Annotated in this window: 15 protein-coding genes; 1 reads left to right on the top strand and 14 read right to left on the bottom strand. The window is 71.5% G+C overall.

Annotated features, from left to right (window positions below):
- Positions 1 to 78 precede the first annotated feature (78 nt).
- From ACL02T_RS23820 to ACL02T_RS23765, 12 genes are all read right to left on the bottom strand, one after another.
- Complete coding sequence (locus tag ACL02T_RS23820) at positions 79 to 1,791, bottom strand: class I adenylate-forming enzyme family protein (RefSeq protein ID WP_412832977.1); 1,713 nt, start codon at positions 1,789 to 1,791, stop codon at positions 79 to 81.
- 130 nt (positions 1,792 to 1,921) lie between these two features.
- Positions 1,922 to 2,797 (bottom strand): SMP-30/gluconolactonase/LRE family protein, encoded by an 876-nt coding sequence (locus ACL02T_RS23815; RefSeq protein ID WP_412832976.1) that lies wholly within the window; start codon positions 2,795 to 2,797, stop codon positions 1,922 to 1,924.
- Positions 2,794 to 3,789, bottom strand: coding sequence for a phosphoglycerate dehydrogenase (locus ACL02T_RS23810; RefSeq protein ID WP_412832975.1), 996 nt, complete (start codon positions 3,787 to 3,789; stop codon positions 2,794 to 2,796). The genes ACL02T_RS23815 and ACL02T_RS23810 overlap by 4 nt, the downstream gene beginning before the upstream one ends.
- 182 nt (positions 3,790 to 3,971) lie before the next feature.
- Positions 3,972 to 4,754: an HpcH/HpaI aldolase family protein gene (locus ACL02T_RS23805; RefSeq protein ID WP_412832974.1), complete on the bottom strand. Its 783-nt coding sequence runs from the start codon at positions 4,752 to 4,754 to the stop codon at positions 3,972 to 3,974.
- 85 nt (positions 4,755 to 4,839) lie between these two features.
- Positions 4,840 to 5,724: an SMP-30/gluconolactonase/LRE family protein gene (locus ACL02T_RS23800; RefSeq protein WP_412832973.1), complete on the bottom strand. Its 885-nt coding sequence runs from the start codon at positions 5,722 to 5,724 to the stop codon at positions 4,840 to 4,842.
- A gap of 85 nt (positions 5,725 to 5,809) precedes the next feature.
- Positions 5,810 to 7,351, bottom strand: a complete 1,542-nt coding sequence (locus ACL02T_RS23795) for an ABC transporter substrate-binding protein (protein WP_412832972.1) — start codon at positions 7,349 to 7,351, stop codon at positions 5,810 to 5,812.
- Complete coding sequence (locus ACL02T_RS23790; protein WP_412832971.1) at positions 7,348 to 8,421, bottom strand: amidohydrolase family protein; 1,074 nt, start codon at positions 8,419 to 8,421, stop codon at positions 7,348 to 7,350. Before ACL02T_RS23790 ends, ACL02T_RS23795 begins: the two co-directional genes overlap by 4 nt.
- Positions 8,418 to 8,828, bottom strand: a complete 411-nt coding sequence (locus ACL02T_RS23785) for a Rieske (2Fe-2S) protein (RefSeq protein WP_412832970.1) — start codon at positions 8,826 to 8,828, stop codon at positions 8,418 to 8,420. The genes ACL02T_RS23790 and ACL02T_RS23785 overlap by 4 nt, the downstream gene beginning before the upstream one ends.
- Positions 8,825 to 9,949, bottom strand: a complete 1,125-nt coding sequence (locus ACL02T_RS23780; RefSeq protein ID WP_412832969.1) for an amidohydrolase family protein — start codon at positions 9,947 to 9,949, stop codon at positions 8,825 to 8,827. Before ACL02T_RS23780 ends, ACL02T_RS23785 begins: the two co-directional genes overlap by 4 nt.
- Positions 9,950 to 10,055: 106 nt before the next feature.
- Entirely contained in the window at positions 10,056 to 10,982 is a 927-nt protein-coding gene (locus ACL02T_RS23775; protein WP_412832968.1) for an ABC transporter substrate-binding protein, read from the bottom strand.
- 237 nt (positions 10,983 to 11,219) lie between these two features.
- Positions 11,220 to 12,032, bottom strand: coding sequence for an ABC transporter permease (locus ACL02T_RS23770; RefSeq protein ID WP_412832967.1), 813 nt, complete (start codon positions 12,030 to 12,032; stop codon positions 11,220 to 11,222).
- Positions 12,033 to 12,035: 3 nt separating this feature from the next.
- On the bottom strand, positions 12,036 to 12,893 hold the full coding sequence (locus ACL02T_RS23765) for an ABC transporter ATP-binding protein (RefSeq protein WP_412832966.1): 858 nt from the start codon (positions 12,891 to 12,893) through the stop codon (positions 12,036 to 12,038).
- 894 nt (positions 12,894 to 13,787) lie between these two features.
- Here ACL02T_RS23765 and ACL02T_RS23760 point away from each other — a divergent pair.
- Positions 13,788 to 14,417, top strand: coding sequence for a hypothetical protein (locus tag ACL02T_RS23760; RefSeq protein ID WP_412832965.1), 630 nt, complete (start codon positions 13,788 to 13,790; stop codon positions 14,415 to 14,417).
- 1,059 nt (positions 14,418 to 15,476) lie between these two features.
- On the opposite strand, the gene ACL02T_RS23755 is transcribed toward ACL02T_RS23760, so the two are convergent.
- A complete protein-coding gene (locus ACL02T_RS23755; protein ID WP_412832964.1) occupies positions 15,477 to 15,662 on the bottom strand; it encodes a hypothetical protein in 186 nt (61 codons plus the stop codon).
- Positions 15,663 to 15,675: 13 nt separating this feature from the next.
- The coding region (locus tag ACL02T_RS23750; protein ID WP_412832963.1) for a CoA transferase at positions 15,676 to 16,860 on the bottom strand (1,185 nt) is incomplete at its 5' end.

Below are 16,860 nucleotides of genomic sequence, written 5' to 3'. Positions count from 1 at the left end.
CGTAGACCTGGCGCGTGGCGGATCGATTGTAGCAAACGCTCCAGTCACATTGAAGCATCCGCTCCAGTGATCTACCGGTCACGAGGACGTGCTCTCCATCGCCGGGACGGCCGGGGTGAGCAGGTCCAGACCGGGCGCGGGCGCCCCCGACACCGCGGCGACGAGCAGCCTCCTGACCTCGTTTCGCTTGATCTTGGTCGCCGACATCGGCCAGGTCTCGACGAGGCCGACGTGGCGGGGGACCTTGTACCCGGCGAGGACCCCACGGCAGTGCCCGATCACGGTCTCCGCGTCGATGCCGCCCCCGGCATCGACGGCGAGCTGCACGACGACGCCCACCACCTCGCCCAGCCGGTCGTCGGGCACCCCGACCGCCTGGACGGCGAGCACGGCGGGATGCTCCATCAGGAGGGACTCCACCTCGGCTGCGGCGACGTTCTCCCCGCCGACCTTCATCATCTCCTTGACCCGGCCGCGGTAGCCGAGCCGGCCGCGCTCGTCCATGACGCCGAGGTCTCCGGTGTGGAACCAGCCGTCCGCGTCGACGACGGCCGGGCCGCCGGTGTCGTCGCGGAAGTAGCCGTCCAGGATGCAGTGCCCGCGGACGAGGATCTCGCCGACTTCGCCCGGGGGCAGGTGCTCGCCGGTCACCGGGTCGCCGGCGACCACCTCGATCCCGCGCATCGGCCGCCCGGAGGTCTCCAGCCGCACGGCCGGCTCGTCCTCCGGCTCGTGGTAGACGATCACCCCGCACGTCTCCGTGCTCCCGTAGCAGGAGATCAGGTCCGCATGCGGCAGCGCGTCCCGCAGCCGACGCAGCTGCGCGGGGAGCCCGATCAGCATCATCATCCGGACCGCGCCCAGGTCCCGGCCGGCGAAGGTCGGGTCCTCCAGGATGTCGTTCGCGACGGCGGGGAACGCCGGGTACAGCCAGGTCGCGCGGCGGCGCTCGATGGCGTCCAGGCCGGAGCGGGCGTCGAAGTGCCGGGTGGCCAGCATCGTCGCCCCGGCGTCGACCACCGCCACGAGGGGCAGCAGGTACGCGACGTGGGTCATCGGGAGCGGGTCCCAGAACAGGTCGGCCGAGGTCAGCAGGAACCGTGTCCGCCCGGTCTCGATGCCGTTGCGGACGATCGCCTCGTGCGGGTGCCGCACGGCCTTGGGGTTCGCCGTGGTGCCGGACGTGTAGAGGAGCACTGCCTCGTCCCGGCCGCGCACCTGGGCCGCGCCCTCGAGTACCGCGGCGCTCTGTTCCTCGTCGACGCCGTCCCACACGCCCGCCCCGGCCGTGACCCCGGGGACCCGGGCCTCGCCCAGGCTCACCACCCCGGCGAGGCCGGGACCGTCGACGCGCGGCGGCCGGCCGGCAAGCCCGGCCAGCTCCGGCAGGGCGCGGGCGAGCCGCTCCTGGTGGTCGCCGAACGCCTCCGCGCCGCCGGTGACGACCAGCTTCGCCTGCGAGTGAGGGACGGCGTGCGCCAGCTCGGTGACCTGGAACCGGCTCCCCAACGGCACCGTGACGGCGCCGAGCAGGGCGTTCGCGAACAGAAGCTCCACGAACTCGGCCCCGTTGGGCAGGAAGAGCGCGACGTGGTCACCGCGCCGGATGCCGATCCGGCGCAGCGCCGCGGCCCGCCGCGCGGACGCCGCGAGCAGCTCGGCATAGGTGTACTCGTCCTCGTCGACGGCGAGGGCGGTGCGGTCACCGTACTCGCGCGCCGCGATCATCAGCAGGTCGCCCAGGGTCGACGGCGCTCGCTGCGGTACGTCCGCCGCGGAGGTTGCCTTCATGATGAGTCCTCAGCTGAGTTCGACCCTCGGCACGCCGGTCGTGCCGAGGGAGATGGTGGCGCGATTCGCGGAGAGTACTCGCCGGATCCGGCCCGGCGCGGCCGCGACTGGAGCGATCGCTCCAGTGTGGTCATGGACTGCCCGCCCCCGCGTGCTCGACGTCGACGACCTCGACCCGGCTGCGGGCCCGGCTCTTCAGGTCGTACGCCGGGTCCTGCAGGTTCGCGATGTCCTCGTCGCCCATGTCCGTCACCACCAGGTGCAGCCGCCGCCGGTCGGGGCCGCCGAGCACGCAGGCGATGGCCCAGCCGTCGACGTCGATCCGGTCGGTGACCTCGCCGCCCTCGAGGACCCGCTCGAAGCAGCCGTCGTGGGGATGGCCGACCCACACTCCCCCGGCCTCGTCGAGACAGATGCCGTCCGCCGGTCCGCTGGTCTGCGCGAAGAGCCGGCGGGGCCCGAGGGTGCCGTCGGCGGCGATGCTCCACGCCCCGAGCTGGCCGGACGCCGTGGAACCCGAGATCAGTGTGCTCCCGTCGGCGGTGACGGCGAGGCCGTTCGCGAGCCGGAAGTCCGGCTCGACGAGTGTCGCCGACGCGTCCGGGGCGACCAGGGCGATCCCGTCCGGGCCGGTGCCGGCGAAGTCGGCGTAGCCGTCCCGCCGGACACCGACGTAGGCCCGGCCGAGCGGGTCGACGACCATGTCGTTGACGTGCCCGGTCCCGGGGAGCACGGCCGAGAGGTCGCTGTGCACGCGGCGCGACCGCCCGTCCGGGCTCAGCGCGAGCACCTGCTCGGTGCGGATCATCGCGACGAGCACGGTGCCATCGGCCAGGAAGCCCAGCCCGGAGGGCATGTCGTCGAACTCGGCGAACAGGCTGCGCTCGCCCTCGGCCGTGACCTGCCAGATCTTGTGGTCGTGCTGGTCGGAGAGCCACAGCCGGCCGTCGTGCCAGCGCGGTCCCTCGCCGAACACGAGCCCGTCGCAGAGGACCTCCGGCATCATGACGGGTGGGTTCCGGTCCAGTAGGGCGACACCTCGAAGACCTCGGGGTTGATCACCGCCGCCGCGGGCGGCCGCTCCCGGCGAGAGGCCATCACGACGAACTCGGCCGCCAGCTGGCTGCCCCGCGCCGGCGCCTCGCGGGTCGCGCCGCCGACGTGCGGGGTGAGCACCACGTTGTCCATCGTCAGGAGCGGGGAGCCCTCCTCGATGGGCTCGGGATCGAACGTGTCGAGGCCCGCGCCGAAGATCCGCCGGTCCTCGAGGGCCTTGACCAGCGCGGGCTGGTCGATCACCGGGCCGCGCGCGGTGTTGACCAGGATCGCGGTCGGCTTCATCAGCTCGATCTCCGCAGCGCCGATCATGCCCCGTGTCGACGGCAACAGCGGGGTGTGCAGCGAGATCACGTCGGCCCGCCGGAGCACGTCCTCCAGCCCGAGCAGCTCGACGCCGTTCGCCGCGGCCCACTCGACGTTCGGGGCGACGTCGTAGGCCACCACGGACATCCCGAGGGCCTTCGCCTTCAGCGCCACCCGGGACCCGATCCGGCCCACGCCGACCAGGCCGAGCGTCTTGCCGTCCAGCTCGATCCCGAGCCGGCGCCGCCAGGCGCCCTGCTGGAGCTCGCCGTGGTACCACACGACCGACTTGGCGACCGCGAACATCAGGGCGATCGCCTGCTCGGCCACGCTGAGCTCGTTGGTGCCGGGGGTGATCGTGACCAGGACGCCGGCCTCGGTCGCCGCCGCGATGTCGATCGTGTCGTAGCCGGCGCCGCGGCGGGCGATCATCTTGAGCTGTGGGAGCTGCGCGAGCACCTCGCGGGTCACGTGCGGGGCGCCGACGATCGCGGCGTCCACACCCTGGAGCAGGTCGACGACCTCGGCGTCCCGCATGCCCACGTCGTTGATCTCCGGGTGCGCGGTCTTGCCGTAGGGACCGTCGACCAGCTCGCACCCTCCCTCGTGGAGGGTGCACGAGGGACCATCGGTCACGTCGAAGTCCTGTGTGCTGGCCTGAACTCGCCACGCCATGCGAGCGCCTCCGAGTACGTCGTCGTGAGGGGCCGGGCTCGCGCCCGGCCCCGGCCGAAAGCTGTCGCGCCACAGATTCGAGCGCTCGCTCCAAGCTGAGCACTCGGCCGGGGGGATGTCAAGACATCCGTCGGCCGCCTGCACTACCCGGCGATCGCGGCCCGGGCGCGCTGCCGCGTCTGCAGCAGGCCGTCGCGCACGAAGGGCTCGGTCGGGAACCGAAGGAAGCGGGCGCCCGTCGCCAGCACCGCCTCGAAGTTCTCGGGCAGAGTCAGCGTGCCACACGCCTTGCCCAGCCGCACGCACTCGGTGAGTGCCTCCTGCACGACCTTCTGCACGTCGGGGTGCAGGGGCTTGTCGAGGTACTTGGGCCCCATGGTCTGCGACAGGTCGACCGGGGCGACGAAGATGCAGTCGATGCCCTCGACGGAGAGGATGTCGGCCATGTTGTCGATCGCCGTCACCTCCTCGATCGTCGCGACGACGAGGGTCTCGGCGTTGGCCTTCTCGAAGTAGTCCTCGACGCCGTAGCTCTGCCGCGGGCGCCACATCCCGCGCGCGCCCAGCGGGGCGTACAGCGCGCCCTCGACGATCCGCTCCGCCTCGGCCTTGGTGTTGACGTGCGGGATCACCAGGCCGCCCACCCCGCGGTCCAGGGTGCGGCCGAGGATCTCCGGGTCGTTGCGGTCCACCCGGACCAGGGAGCTGATGCCGACCAGGTCGCAGGTCCGGGCGACGTCCGCGATCTGGTTCCAGACCCAGGGGCCGTGCTCCATCTCGATCCAGGCGAGGTCGAGCAGGCCGGCCACGCCCATCTGCTCCAGGGTGTCGTTGTCCGGGATCGAGTTCGGCCCGATCTGCGGGACGAGCACCGGCTCGCCGCGGAGCAGTTTCGCCTTCGCCAGGTTCGGCCTGATCTCGGCCATGTCGGGGTGGTCCTCTCTCGCTACTTCTCCGGGGCGGGGGCGACGGCTCGCCGGCCCCGGTCCGGCGGGGCGGGCGAGCGACCGGTCACGGGATGCCGGCGCCCGGCACCGAGCACTCGACCGCCTCCACGCGCCCCCGGAAGCGGCTGTCGTGCTCGTCGCCGGGGTTCGGGAACCGGTGGATGTCGTCCCCGTTCTCGTTGTTGACGATCAGGTACAGCGTGCTCCGGTCCGGGCCGCCGAAGACGCACGCGATCGCCATGTCCCCCGGCCCGACCGGGATCTCGTCGACGATCTCGCCGCCCTCCGCGATCCGCAGGAAGCGCGGGTTCTCCCCCGGGTTGCCGACCCAGGCCATGCCCTCGGCGTCGAGACACATCCCGTCCGGGATCGCGCCGTCGGTGAGCGACGCCCACAGCCGCCGGTTCTCCAGGTCTCCGTTGTCGGCGATGTCGTACGCGACGATCTGCCTGCCCATCGTCGACGCCACGATCAGGGTTCCGCCGTCGGGTGTCACCACCATGCCGTTCGGGGCGCGGAGGTCCTCCTCGACCAGGCGCATCTCGCCCTCCGGAGTGACCAGGACGATCGTGTCCGACCCCTGCGGCGGCTGTGCGTAGCCGCCCGAGCGGACGCCCACGTACGTATTGCCTCGCGAGTCGGTCAGCATGTCGTTGATCTGCGGGCCCCACTTGCTCATGTCGACGAAGAGCTCGGGCGGGTCCGACTCGCCCTGCACCGCGAGCAACCGACAGGAACGCATCGCGGCGACAAGGGCGGTACCGTCAGGCAGGAAGCCGATCCCCGAGGGCATGTCGTCGAACTTCGCGCGCACCGAGGTCCGGCCCTCTTCGACCCAGTAGAGGGTGTTGGCGTGCTGGTCACTGACCCACAACCGCGTCCCGTCCCAGCGTGGGCCCTCGCCGAACCACAGCCCGTCGAACAGCACCCTCCGAGTGCTCAGATCCATGAGTCGCCTCCTTCTCGTGACGTCGTGCGGGGCAGGCCCGGCGGCGGTTCACCGCAGCACCGGTCGAGCACCCTGGTTGTGCGGGTCAGAAGGACAGCACCGGATCGTCCGGTGCTGCGAGCTCGACGCCACCCATCGCCACCTCGTCGACGGTGCCGTCCATGAGCTCCACGACGTTGCCGTCCGGATCGGCGAAGAACCAGGTGGCCACCCGGCCGAAACGGCCCATCACAGGCCAGATCCGGGTGCCGCCGTAGCGCTCGACCCGCTCGAGCGCCGAGGGGGTGTGCGGGACCTCGATCCCGACGTGCGGGAAGAAGCAATCCGGATCGGGCCGCGCGGGGGCCGGCTCGTGTCCCTCGAACGAGAAGAGCTCGAGGGAGGTCGCACCGAACGTGACCATGCAGTACCGGAAGGCCGTCCCCTCAGGGGCGCCGAACATGGTCGGCCCGACGGGCGGGGGGAAGGTCATCGGCGGGATGGAGAGCCGCCCGCCGAGGCCCTCGACGTAGAACCTCAGGGCCCGCTCCACGTCGCCCACGCGCACCGCGACGTGCTGGATCATCCCCACCGCCCACGGCGTCACCGGGCGGAGGCGGTTCAGCTCCTCGCCCGACCACTCGCCGAGCGTGCCGGCGTCCTCCGCCGGGCCGCGCAGCCGCAGGCCCTGCCGCAGCCGATGGGTGCGCGGGCAGACCGTGGCGGTCCCGCCCGGACCGTCGATCGTCCGGCCCTCCAGCGCCCGGACCCGGCCGTCCGCGTCGGCCGCGCCCGCGGCGCGGGCGAGCAGCAGCGCGGCCCGCACGCCGGCGGTCGCGGCACCGCGCAGGCCGGTGCCGTAGCGGACGAGCGCCCTGTCGAGGCCGTCGAGGACCGTCGGCGCCCCCGGCGCCGCGTCGCCGACGGTGCACAGGATCCGTTCCAGCGCGTCCGGGCCGGGTCGCGGGGACAGCTGGCCGGTGCCGTTGACGACGATGCTGCGCGCCGCCAGCCCGGCCGCGGTCAACGCGGCGGCGAGCTTCTCCCGGTCGGCGTCGTCCCACGCGACGACGACCGCGTCGGGACCGTCGGCGGCGATGCCCTCGACGATCTCCCCGAGGGCGGCGGCGTCCCCGCGGACCAGCGTGGTGTCGACCTGGTGGCCGAGGGGCTCCAGCACGGTGCGCGCCGAGGCCACCGCGTTGTATCCGAGCAGTGTCGGCCGGGCCAGAACCCGGACGCGGGCTCCCGGGCACGCCTGGAGCGACGCCGCCACCACCGCCAGCTCGTCGTCGAGGTCGTGGGCGCTGCTGAAGACGAACCGGCGCGGCCCGCGCAGCCCCACGCCCAGGGCGGTGCCGATGATCGCGAGCACCCGCCGCCGCTCGGCGACCGAGGCGATCTCCGCGGCGACCGACGAGGGGGCGCAGACCGCCACGGCCTGCCCGCCGAGGTCGAGGAACCGCTCCACCTCGGCGACCGTCTCACCGACGGTCCCCGACGACGGCAGCACCGACACCTCGACGGCCGGCCCGCCGGGACCGGCCAGGCCCGCCCGCAGCCCGGCCAGGAAGGCCTCGTCGTGCTGCCGGAGCTCGTCGGCACCCGAGGTGACGACCGCGACCGAGAGGGATCCGGCCGCGGTCACCTCGAACCAGCCGTGACCCGGTCGCCCAGCAGGGCGCTCGCGTTGTCCGTGAACACCGCCCGGTGCCAGCTCTCCGGGAGGAGTCTGGTCGCGTCGGCGACCGTGTCGGCGTCGGGCTCGGGCATCCCGCTCGCGTAGCAGATCACGTTCTCCAGCGCGGGGATCGTACGCAACGCGGCGTGCAGCGAGGCCGGGTCGGCCGGCCGGTCGATGCGGTAGCTCCCCACGTGGAAGTGCTCGAGGAAGTAGTCGATCGGCGACTTCCTCACCCATGGGGCGTCGCGGCCGTAGGCGCCGTAGTTCACCTCGAACCGCCACAGGAGCGACGGGATCCAGGCGAGCCCGCCGCCCACGACGAGGACCTGCAGGTCCGGGTAGCTCTCGAACACTCCCTGGCCGATCAGCGAGGTGATGTGGTTCATCAGGCTCTGCCCCGCGAGTGCCCGGTACTCGGCCGCGAACGACGACAGTCCGCCCGCGGTGCTGTGCGAGATCGTCTCGTTCGCGCTGTCCCCCGTGCTGTGGATGACGAGCGGCAGGCCGACGTCGCACGCGGCGCGGTAGATCGGGTGGTAGATCGGGTGGCCGTACGGCTTGCCGAGCCCGTTGCCACCCATGTGCACCGCGACGAACCGGCCGGTCGCCGCCGAGCGCCGGATCTCCGCGGCGGCCTCTTCGGGCATCTGACTCTGGATCACCATCCCGCCCACGAACGGCGATCCGGCCGGCGCGAGCCACCGCTCCGCGACCCAGCGGTTGCTCGCCGCGCACAGCTCCAGCGACACGTAGGCGTTCGGGTCGGCGGCGAAGAGCACCCCGGCCCGGTGGGCGAGCAGCGCCCGCCCCGTGCCGTCGACCGCGACCCGGCCCGCCAGCTCGGCGAAGTCGGGGGGCAGCCCGGACGGCTCGAGCGGATGATGCCACGGGGACAGCACCCGGACGTCGCGCTCACCGAGGTTCCACGGCATGCTGCCGCGGGTCCCCACGTACTCCTGCCACGCCCGCGGCAGATATTCGGTGAACTCCGCCTGGACCTGCCAGTCGCAGTACACGCACAGGTCGATCGTCATGCCGCTCCTCCGGCGGACCGCGCCGCCCGCGCGGGCCGCAGGACCACGAAGACCCGGTCGTCGCGCACCTCCACGGGATAGGTCTTCACCGTGACGCTCGTCATGCGCACACCCGCCCCCGTCCGCAGGTCGTACTCCCAGCGATGCCACGGGCAGATCAGGACGACCCGGTCGCCGTCGAGGTCGGCCACCCCGGACCCGTCGCCGGTCAGGGACCGGCCGACGACGCCGAAGCAGAGGCTGCTCGCCTCGTGCGGGCAGCGGTCCCTGACGGCGAAGAACTCGCCGTCCCAGCGGACGACCGCCAGCTTCAGCCCGTCGATGTCGACGGCCTTGATCTGGCCGTCCGCGAGCTCCGAGACCCGGGCGACCTCGACCTCGTTCGCGTCGGCCACCGGGGCGCTCACGCCGCGCTCCCGGTCCAGCCGAACATCCGGGCCGCGTTGCCGTAGAACAGGTCCGGCAGCCAGTCCTGCGGGAACCGGCGCGACACGTAGTCCACGGTGTCGGTGTCCCAGTGCGGGTAGTCCGTGGCGAAGCAGATGTTGTACCGCAGGCCCTCGGCCGTCTGCAGGAGATCGGCCTGGCTCGACGGACGCGGGCCGGGCTCGAGTGGCTGCGTCGAGATCCAGAGATGGTCGTGGAGGTAGGTGCTCGGCAGCGCGTTCAGATACGGGTTCTCGCGCCGGAGCGTCTCGAACTGGCCGTCGAGCTGCCACAGGACCCACGGGGCCCAGTTGCAGCTGGCCTCGAGGACGGCGAAACGCAGCTCCGGGAACCGCTCGAACACCCCGTGCGCCAGCAGGCTGGTCACCTGGTGCATGCCGGGCTGGTTGAGCAGCGTGTACCACTCCATGCGGTTCATCGGGAGCCCGCCCGAGGTCGGCAGGGCGGGCCCGCCCCAGACCGGGCTGCCGAAGTGCACGGCGACCGGCAGGTTCATCTCCTGCGCCGCCTCGTAGATCGGGTAGTACACCGGATGCCCGTAGGGCATGCCGATCCCGTTGTCGGCGAGCAGCACCTCGACCATCCGCTCGTGCCGGCCGATGCGCCGGATCTCCTCCGCCGCGGCCTCGGGCCACTGCGAGGTGACCAGGACGGCGCCGTGCAGCCGGTCGTCACGGCTCAGCCACTGGTCGATGCACCAGTCGTTCGCCGCGCGGGAGACGGCCGCGGCGAGGAACGGGTTGCGGTGCGCCATCTCCTCGCCGACGTCGTACTGCAGCACGGCGTGCGTCACGCCGATGCCGTCGAGGAGCTGGTCACGCAGCACCTCGTAGGAGGTGCCCGGAAGCTCACCGTTCGGACCGTACGAGTCCAGCTGCTTGTTCGTGCCGAACGCGAACGGATAATGCATCGACTGCGCCTTGACCGGTGCCGACCGCAGGTAGTCCCGCCACTCCGGGGCGATGTACGGGATCAGCTCCTCCTGGGACGACCACGAATGGTGGACGTCGCAGTCGACGATCGGGCCGGTGTAGCGCGTCCGAGTCTGCTCGGCGCGCTCGGTGACTGCGGTGGCCGCCATGGGCACCCACTCCCTCTCGTCTCCGCGGGATGCGGGCACCGCCCGCGAGCCCGCCCACGGTTTCGCCGAGCCGCGCGGCGCAGCGGGACCGTGGGCGGGCGTGTCCTCACGGGGTGGTCTTGGCCGGTGGGTCGCCGAGCGCGTCCTTGTAGTACGACATGTCGACCATCTTGTCGTAGGCGATCTTCGGGTCGTCCGCCTTGATCGACGGCAGGCCGACGTCGTTCTGGAAGAATTCCAGCGTGGCCGGCCAGTTGTCGGGGTAGAAGTACCCGGCGTCGGGGTAGAGGAAGGGCTTCGTGTTGTCGAGCGCGTTGACCAGGCCGGCGCGCGGGGTGGCCGCGTAGTCGGCGTCCTTCATCAGGATGTCGGCGATCGCGCCGGAGTCGAAGGTGCCGCTGTTGAACGTGCTCTTCCACGTGGCGTCGTAGGCCTTGATGAACCGCTCCACCGCGTCCTTCTTCTGCTGGAGCGTGGTGGTCAGCCCGTGCAGCCCGGCGACGGTCGGCGGCGGGACGTACGTCTGGGTCTTGGCGTCGACGACGACCTTGGCCTTGCCGTCCGCCACCACGGTGCCGTAGGTGGAGGGGTTGCCGATACCGCAGTCGTAGGTGCCGCGGGACAGGCCCGGGGCCGCCACGGTCGGGTCGGCGGGGGTGATGTTGTAGCTGAGGTTCAGCGCTCTCTTGTACGCCACCGCGAAGCCGTACTGGCTCGTGTTGGCCGGACCGGTCACGACGTTCTTGCAGTCCTGGATGCTGTTGATCCCGGGTCCGCCGTACACGAACCCACCGATGCGGCCGGACGTGTACTGGTACACGAGCTGGGTCGGGCGCCCCTGGGCGGTGAAGGCCATCGCACTCACGCCGCTGCCGATGCTGACGTCCGTCGTCCCGTTCAGCTCGAGCTGCTCGAAGGTCGTGGTCCCACCGACCTTGAACTGGACGTCGACCCCTGCCTTGTCGAACTCACCGGTCAGCTTGGCGGCGTAGGCGACCGCCGAGAACGCATCCGCCTGACCGACCCCGACCACGAGCGTCGGCCGGGCCCCCGAGGGGTCCGATCCGGTCGAGCCTGACGAATCCGTGGGGCCACTGCTACATCCGGCCAGGACCAGGGTCGCGACCGCGAGCGCGGCACCGCCCCCGGCCCATCGCGACATCACGCGCCCGCGACGTCGGTCCCTGCTCAGGTGGACACGCATTTCCTGTCTCCTTCTTCGTTGAAAGACGAGGGCACCGCACCTATCGACGTCGGGCGGCGGGAGCCGCTACTTGCCCCACCAGTGGAGGATCCGGCGCTCGATGAGGCTGGTCGCCCCGACGATCGCCACGCCCAGGACGGCGAGGATGATCACGACGGCGAAGGTCGTCGCCGAGTCCACGGACACGGTGGCGACCGAGAGGATCTTCCCCATGCCGTTGGCGCCGGTGAGGATCTCTCCGGTGACGACGACGAGCAGGGAGAACGTCGCTGCCAGCGGCAGGGCGGCGACCGTCCAGGCGAACACGTACGGCAGCCGGATGGTCGCCATGATCTGCCCCTTCGAGGCGCCCAGGACCTGGGCGTTCTCGAGCAGATGAGCCGTGACGGTCCGGCCGCCCTCGTAGGCGTTGAAGAACGCCACGAAGAACACGACCATGATGGCGTTGAACACCGATGCCTCGTACCCCGGGCCGAAGATGATCACGACCACGGGGATGATGGCCACCCGAGGGACGGCGTTGAGGCCCACGAGGAAGGGTCGGAGCACCCGGTTGACGAACGGGGAGTTGCTCAGCAACAGGCCGACGAGCGCACCGAGGACGAGCCCGATCACGAGGCCGACGAGCGAGGACGTCACCGTCGGCCAGACGAACGACCACACGGCGGCGCGCCCGTTGGTGCCCGACAGCAGGTCCCAGAGCGTCTGGCCGACCAGCTGCGGCGAGCTGATGACGAACGGGTCGAGGAAGGTGTTCTCCCGCACCCACGGGATCTGTGGGAGCCATTGCCAGGCGGCGAGGACCGCGAGGACGATGACGACCTCGCAGGTGATCACCAGCGAGGTCTGGTTGCGGGCGAGGACGCTGCGGCGTGGCATCGCTCAGCCCTCCTCGTCCGTCGCGGGCGTCCCGGGCGACGCGGCGCTCGCCCGGATCTGTGCGCTGAGCTCGTCCCAGAGCACGCCGTACATCGAGAGGAACTCCGGCGTCTTGCGCAGGGCCAGCACATCGCGGTCGCGACCGAACGGCACGGAGTGACAGCCGGCCACCCGGCCCGGCCCCGCGGTCAGGATCGACACCTCGTCGGAGAGGCTGATCGCCTCCGCGAGATCGTGGGTCACCAGGATCGCCGACATCTCCATCCGCTTCATGATCCGCAGGACGTCCTGGTGGATGGCGAGCCGGGTGGGCTCGTCGAGGGCGGAGAACGGCTCGTCGAGCAGCAGCAGCTCCGGCTGGGCCGCCACCGCGCTGAGCAGCGCGACCCGGCGGCGCTGACCGCCGGAGAGCTGGTACGGGTACATCTTCTCGTAACCGTTGAGGTGGGCGAGGTCGATCAGCTCGGCCACGAGCTCGTCGACCGCCTTGCGGTCACGTGGCTTCTTGAACCGGTAGTACAGCCGGATGTTCTGCTCGACGGTCTTCCACGGCAGCAGGGTGTCCTTCTGGAACATCATCGCCACCGTCTGCCGGCCGGGGTCGAACGAGTGGACCTCCACCCGGCCCCCGTCAACCTCGCGCAGCCCCGCGACCAGGGAGAGCAGCGTGCTCTTCCCGCAGCCACTGGGTCCGACGACCCCCATGGTGGTCCCGCGGGAGACCTGGAGCGACAGGCCGCGCAGCACGTCGGGGCTGCCCGGAGCGTAGCGGTAGGTGACGTCGGTGATGCCCAGGGCCGTCTGCGGCCCGACCTCCTCGACCCCCGGATGCGGCTGCGCCGACACATCCTGCACGCTCATCACAGGACGCTGCGCAACTGCGCGTTCGCAGTGAGTGCGGTGGCGTGTTCCATCTGTTGTCTTCCTCTCCTGACGACGCGGCCGCCGGGATCACGGCCACCGTCCCGACCAGCTCCCGAGTCGAGCGCTCCAGACAAGCTAGCGATGGGATGTGAGCTGCGTCAAGCAGATCGCGAGGGAAGATGCGCGGTAGGGAAACCTGAACGACAACCATATATGCAGGTCAAAGGTCATGGCTGCCCGACCGGGCCGCCGCGGACGCCCCGTTGACGAGCCACCCACCCGCGCATTAGCTTCACTGGAGCGTTTGCTCGAATCGCGACGAGGCACAGGGAACGGTGGCCGTGCGCTCCATACTGATGATCTACGGCATCCGGGAAGCCGCGACGCCCTGACCGGTCCTCGAGGTGCCGAGCTGGCGGGCGCCCTCGAGAGCAGCATGGCCGCCCTCACCGCACCGGGCGAGCTCGTGGGCGGGGCGACGCTCGCGGAGCCCGGCACGGCGCGGCGCGGACGACCCGTCCGGAGGGCGACGCCCCGGTGATCTCGGACGGCCCGTTCCTCACCGGCCCGGACCAGTTCGGCGGGCGTACGTGTGTTGGCCTGGATGTCCACGCCCGTTCGGTGGTGGCGTGCGCGATCGACGACCAGGCCGGGGAGATCCGCAGCCTGCGGCGGGGGGATTCGAACCCCTGACCCCTTGACTGCCAGGATTTCACCAGATCCCTCGCAGGCCGTCTACCTGCGACGACGCTGCAGGAACTCCTCAGAAGCCTCCGCAACTCGCACCACGCGCAGGGACTCGCACCACGAGTGGCTCCACGGCGGAAGCCCGGACAGGCATTACTGCCCCGGGCCGGGTCGCTCTCTGTGCGTTGGTGCTCGTCGGAGATTGTGCTGATCAACCTCACGCTGTTCCTGGGGGATCGGACGGCTCTGTCGCCGACATCGGGCAGGGGCTGGTTCCACGGCGTGGATCGCCTGTCTGGCCGCTCCGAATCGCGAGACTGGGCCGGAGAGGAATCGGCGGACGGAGCTCGGGTGACGTCGGGGATCGTGGCGGCCGCCGAGCGGCTGCGCACCGCAGCGAGGACTGCAGAGCCGTGTGAGCCCGTACGGGATCTCATCAGCGGGGGCGGCGAGGCGTACCAGGTGCAGCGCCTGCTCACCGAGTCGGCGCTGGCCGCCGGGCGCCGGATCACCGGCGGACCTCCAGGTGTGCCCGTCGGTCCGCCCGACTGCACGATGTTTCCGTACGTGAGCGAGTTCCCGACGACGGAGGGGCAAGGCGTGGAGCTGACCGATCGAGTCGCCCCTGGCGACGGGAGCGAGCCGAGGGGTGGGCGCTGCGGCGGCCGTCGCTCTGGCCGAGGCGGGCTGCGACGTTGCCCGCGCGGCGCGCTCGACCGCCTCCTCGCCCGGCAGGTCACCGAGGCTGAGCCGGGCGCGACCCATCCTCCGCTCCATCTCGTCACCGGATCCCCGGTCGAAGCGGCCGCGGCCGCGGCGGCCTGGAACGGCTGAGGGTCTCTCGAACCGCCTGGATGTTCGGACGCCGGGTCGCCGGTCGCGAGCGGCTTGGCTCGCGGCTGGCTGGATCCTCGAACAGCGCACCCACCGGCGACGCCGACGGCCTGCCGCGGAGAGCATGGTCGACCCCGGCCTGCACCTGCGCCTCGTCGGTGACGTCCATCGCCATCAGGACGCGGCCTCGCCGTCGGCGGTCATCTCGGCGGCCTTCGCCGCGGTGCCGCCGTCGATGCCGGCGACCATCACGGTGGTGCCGTGTCGCCCCAGCGTCCGCGCAATGGCGAAGCCAATCCTGGGCGGCGTCGGTCACAAGCTCCGTCCGCCCCGTCAGGAGGTTGCCGGCTCGGTGGGCGTACCGCCGGTACACGGTTTGTCTTCCGGTCGGGAGCGGAGCGAGCACGTCCAGGACACGGGCCTCCGTGCGGTCGAGGCCACGTCGCCGCGGCGGCCGACGAACTCGGCCAGGTGCCATCCGGTGATGCCTGGAAGTCGCGGGCGAGCAGGGCGAGGCCGAGGTGGGCGTGCTCGACGGCGAGCGACTGGGTGTGCCCCGCACAGCTCACGGCGGCGTCGCGGGCCTCGATAGGTCGCGTCGTGTCGCCGAGGGGCCGGCCGCTCGCGAAACCGTCGAGCACCACCCAGCGGAGGGGCCGGTGACCGCCTCTTGGAGGCATCCCCACCCGAAGTCCGTCGCGCTGCGAGTACGGCCTCCGCGAACTCCACGCAGGCACGGTGCGTGGATGCCCCTCGAAGCGCATTCAGGGCCCGCTCATGGTGGGCGGCGCCCTGGCGCTGAAGGTCAGAGGTTCGCGGAGCGGGGTGGGCGTGCTCAGCACGCGATCCGAACCACGCCCGGTCAGCCATGCCACTCCCAGACCTGCCCGCCTCCGCTGGCACCCGGGGCACGACGGGCACGGTGGGCCGGACTGAACCCGTAGAGCGCACGCTCGCGGAGCAGGAGGTAGCACGGCAGGGCAAAGCAGAGACCGAGCAGATGGCGGGAACGAGCGCCCACCACTGCTCCACCCCCGAGCGATCCGTATCCCCAGGCCATCAGGCCAGGAAGGCCGTCGGCGCGAGGACCACGCACGTCACGCCGTACAGGTTGAGGATGGGCTCACCACGAACGAGCCTGACGAGCAGGAGTCCGTTGGGTACGACCTGGCCCACGGCCGCGAAACCGACGAGGACCCGCTCTCGGACGAGCTGCTGCCTACTCCGTCGTAGGCACGCTTCCATGTGCCTCCTCCCGTCAGACCACGACGGTCCCTGCGTCCCGTAGCCGTCCGATCTCCGCCGGGCCGAGCCCGAGGACCTCGGCGAGGACCTCCTCGGTCTCCCGGCCCAGCTTCGGCGCAGCCCCCGGCTCGCCGTGGTCTCCGTTCCACCGCAGGGGTGAGCGCGCGGTGATCGCACTCGTACCGCTGGGCAGCACCGCCTCGGCCAGCACCGGATGACGTCCGTTGCGTTGTGCCGCGACGACGTCCGTCATGCCCTGGTAGCGGCCCCAGAGCACCCGGGCCGAGTCCAGCTCGTCGGACACGGTCTTGGAGTCGCGCACGAGGAACCACGGCTTGAGCACCGCGGCGATCGTCTCCCGCAGTCGGTACCGCTCGGCCTCCTGGGTGAGGTCTGCGTCCAGTGCCTGCTCCAGCGCCGCGAACACCTCCCCAGTGCCGGTCACCGTCATCAGTGCGGTCCACTGAGCGGGGGTCAGCGCCACGACCATCACCCGCTGTCCGTCCGAGCAGGCGAAGTCGACGCCGAACGACCCGTAGACATGGTTGCCGTGCCGCGGGCGTTCCGTACCCCGCTCGGCCGCCTCGGACAGCCAGCCCAGGTTCGCCACCCCGGCCAACGCGACGTCGGAGAGCGCGAGCTCGACGTAGGACCCCTCCCCCGTGCAAGCCCGGGAGTACAACGCGGCGAGCACCGCGGTGGACACCGACAATCCGGTGACGAGGTCCCAGGCGGGCAGCACGTGGTTGACCGGCGTCCCACCCTCCTCGGAACCCGTGATCTGCGGGATCCCGACCTCGGCGTTCACCGTGTAGTCCACCGCCGGGCGCCCGTCCGGGTAGCCCTGCACGCGCACGTGGATCAGGTCAGGCCGCCGCTCGGCGAGGGCGGCGTTCGCCATCCATCGCCGTCCGACGACGTTGTCGATCAGCACTCCGGTGGCGGTGATCAACGCCGTGACGAGCTCACGTCCCTCGTCCGAACGCATGTCGACGGCGACCGACCGCTTGCCCTTGTTCAGCGAGGCCCAGTAGAAGGAGTCGCCCGAGGCATCGACCGGCCAGCGCAGGTGGTCCGAACCGCCGCCGAGGGGGTCGATGCGGATCACCGAGGCGCCCAGCTGGGCGAGCGTCATCCCGCCCGTCGGGCCCGCCACGAAGCTCGCGCACTCGACGACGTGGACTCCCGCCAGCGGTCT

Source organism: Pseudonocardia oceanicola, from assembly GCF_047200735.1.
GTDB lineage: Bacteria > Actinomycetota > Actinomycetes > Mycobacteriales > Pseudonocardiaceae > Pseudonocardia.
The sequence above is the reverse complement of the archived record's forward strand: the minus strand, read 5'-3'. Positions and strand labels throughout refer to the sequence as shown.

Bases quoted from the DNA above. Each gene is read 5' to 3' on its own strand.
- ACL02T_RS23770 (WP_412832967.1), bottom strand. From the start codon at position 12,032: ATGCCACGCCGCAGCGTCCTCGCCCGCAACCAGACCTCGCTGGTGATC.
- ACL02T_RS23815 (WP_412832976.1), bottom strand. From the start codon at position 2,797: ATGATGCCGGAGGTCCTCTGCGACGGGCTCGTGTTCGGCGAGGGACCG.
- ACL02T_RS23805 (WP_412832974.1), bottom strand. From the start codon at position 4,754: ATGGCCGAGATCAGGCCGAACCTGGCGAAGGCGAAACTGCTCCGCGGC.
- ACL02T_RS23780 (WP_412832969.1), bottom strand. From the start codon at position 9,949: ATGGCGGCCACCGCAGTCACCGAGCGCGCCGAGCAGACTCGGACGCGC.
- ACL02T_RS23800 (WP_412832973.1), bottom strand. From the start codon at position 5,724: ATGGATCTGAGCACTCGGAGGGTGCTGTTCGACGGGCTGTGGTTCGGC.
- ACL02T_RS23765 (WP_412832966.1), bottom strand. From the start codon at position 12,893: ATGAGCGTGCAGGATGTGTCGGCGCAGCCGCATCCGGGGGTCGAGGAG.
- ACL02T_RS23790 (WP_412832971.1), bottom strand. From the start codon at position 8,421: ATGACGATCGACCTGTGCGTGTACTGCGACTGGCAGGTCCAGGCGGAG.
- ACL02T_RS23820 (WP_412832977.1), bottom strand. From the start codon at position 1,791: ATGAAGGCAACCTCCGCGGCGGACGTACCGCAGCGAGCGCCGTCGACC.
- ACL02T_RS23755 (WP_412832964.1), bottom strand. From the start codon at position 15,662: ATGGAAGCGTGCCTACGACGGAGTAGGCAGCAGCTCGTCCGAGAGCGG.